At 61.8% G+C, this 950-nt stretch carries 1 protein-coding gene; it reads left to right on the top strand.

What is annotated here, in order from left to right:
* A complete protein-coding gene (locus tag FVQ81_18730; GenBank protein MBW7998566.1) occupies positions 1–945 on the top strand; it encodes an MFS transporter in 945 nt (314 codons plus the stop codon).
* Positions 946–950: the final 5 nt, after the last annotated feature.

Genomic DNA, 950 nt, shown 5'->3' with positions numbered 1-950 from the left:
CTGTTGATCCTGCTGGCGAACGTGGGATTCGAAGGGGGAAACGTCTTCTACAACGCCTTTCTCCCGGACATCGCCGATGACCGGGAGCGGGATTATCTTTCCAGCGCCGGGTTCGCATTCGGGTATCTGGGCGGGGTGCTGGTGCTGATCGCCTCCCTGGCCTTCTTCGTGCCCCCCCGGGGTTCGGTGCACAATGCCTTTCTGCTGATCGGCCTGTGGTGGGGCGGCTGGGCGCTGCTCACCTTCGTCCTGCTCAGGGAGCGGCCCGCCCGCAAGGCCGGAAGGGTGGGATTCGGCGCCGTGTTGCGGGAGTTGGGCCACACCATCGGCGGCATCCGGCGCACTCCCAACGCCGCCTGGTTTCTGCTGGCCTTCCTGCTCTACAACGACGGCATCGCCACGCTGATCTCCAACGCCACGCCCTATGCTCTGCAGAACATCTTCGTGGATGGCACGATGGCGAAGCTGATCACGCTCAACGAGTTGATTCCGGTGATGATCATGATCCAGTTGATCGCGTTTCCGGGAGCGATCTTCTGCGGCTGGCTGGCCACCCGTTATGGGGAAAAGCGCACGCTATACTTTATCCTGATCGTATTCACCACCGTGGTGACATACGGGCAGGTGGTGCAGGTGCTGTGGGAGTTCTACATCATGGGGGCAATGATCGGCGTGGTGCTGGGCGGGGGACAGGCCATCAGCCGCTCTCTCTTCGCCTCCCTGGTGCCGCCGGGCAAGAACGCGGAATTTTTCGGCTTTTACGCCATATCAAGCAAGGTTTCCGCCATGATCGGACCTTTCGTCTATGGGGGGCTGCTCCTTCTGACGGGGGATACCCGGCTGGCCCTGCTCTCCCTGACCCTGTTTTTCCTAGCCGGGGGGCTGGTGCTGTTCTTCCGGGTCAACGTGGAAAAAGGGCGGGAAGAAGCCCAGGCTCAAGGCTGAATCCC

It is taken from the genome of Candidatus Glassbacteria bacterium, from assembly GCA_019456185.1.
Classification (GTDB): domain Bacteria; phylum Gemmatimonadota; class Glassbacteria; order GWA2-58-10; family GWA2-58-10; genus JAJRTS01.
The sequence above is the reverse complement of the archived record's forward strand: the minus strand, read 5'-3'. Positions and strand labels throughout refer to the sequence as shown.